The organism is Flavobacterium sp. NRK1 (genome assembly GCF_024054175.1).
GTDB lineage: Bacteria > Bacteroidota > Bacteroidia > Flavobacteriales > Flavobacteriaceae > Flavobacterium.
In genome coordinates this window covers 1,532,260-1,533,761 of record NZ_JAMXLA010000001.1, presented here as the reverse complement: position 1 = coordinate 1,533,761, position 1,502 = coordinate 1,532,260, and the positions used below count along the sequence as shown (strand labels likewise).

Annotated in this window: 1 pseudogene; it reads right to left on the bottom strand. The window is 44.5% G+C overall.

Annotated features, from left to right (window positions below):
• Window positions 1-1,502 (bottom strand): annotated as a pseudogene (locus tag NHE85_RS07145) (SprB repeat-containing protein); the annotation flags it as partial.

Here is a 1,502-nt window from a genome sequence, read left to right as displayed (position 1 = left end):
TATATAATCACCTGCCGCAAGTCCTGTAAAGGCTCCTGTTGCCTGGTAAGTACCATATACTAATGGAAGTACATTAGGTGCGATAGCATAGGTAAGTGGCGCAGTACCCCCTGTTGCTGTTGCTGTAGCAGTACCATCTGAACCACCGAAGCAGTTCACATCAGTTTGGCTCGTTGCTCCCATAACAATTGGGATAACCGGAGCTACATTAAACGTAAGAGGCGCACTATTGCAGCCATTACTGTGTGATACAATTATATTGTGAGACCCTGCTGAAAGACCTGTTACCACAAATTGATTTGATGCCTGTGGTGTTCCTCCATCAAGTGCGTAAGTAAGATCTATAGCTGCAATTGCAGGGTTAGCACTTACTGTAATAGTCGTCTCGTCACATACCTGGCTAGTCACGATTGAAGCCTGAATATCCACACCCTCTGCAATTGTTATAGCCGCAGGTAAAGTATAGGTACATCCGTTAGCATCCCTTACATCAATTGTGTAAGTAGTATCCGAAAGATTAGATATCGTAATAGGGCCTGCAGATGGCGGTGTTGTAAATGTACCTCCGTTTAAGCTTACCTGATAAGGGCCTGTACCATCTGTTGGGGTTACTGTAATAGTACCGTCATTAGCATTGATACAGATCTCGTCAGTTGAAGTGGCTGTCGCAGTTAATGCCGCTGCCGGCTGGCCTACAGTAATAACAGATGAAGCAAGTTCACATCCAAGAGCATCTTTTACATTGATCACATAATCACCCGCAGCAAGACCTGTAAAGGCTCCTGTTGCCTGGTAAGTACTATACACTAATGGAAGTACATTAGGTGCGATAGCATAGGTAAGTGGTGCTGTTCCTCCTGTTGCTGTTGCTGTAGCAGTACCATCTGAGCCACCGAAGCAGTTCACATCAATTTGGCTTGTTGCTCCCATAACAATTGGGATAACCGGAGCTACATTAAACGTAAGAGGCGCACTGTTACAGCCATTACTGTGTGATACAATTATATTGTGAGACCCTGATGTAAGGCCTGTTACCACAAATTGATTTGATGCCTGTGGTGTTCCTCCATCAAGTGCGTAAGTAAGATCTATAGCTGCAATTGCAGGGTTAGCACTTACTGTAATAGTCGTCTCGTCACATACCTGGCTAGTCACGATTGAAGCCTGAAGATCTACTCCTTCAGCAATTGTTATAGCTGCCGGTAAAGTGTAGGTACATCCGTTGGCATCCCTTACATCTATGGTGTAAGTAGTATCCGAAAGATTAGATATCGTAATAGGGCCTGCAGACGGTGGTGTTGTAAAGGCACCTCCGTTTAAACTTACAGCATAAGGGCCTGTACCATCTGTTGGGGTTACTGTAATACTACCATCATTAGCATTGATACAGATCTCGTCAGTTGAAGTGGCTGTCGCAATTAATGCCGCTGCCGGCTGGCCTACAGTAATAACGGATGAAGCAAGTTCACATCCAAGAGCATCTTTTACATTGATCACATAAT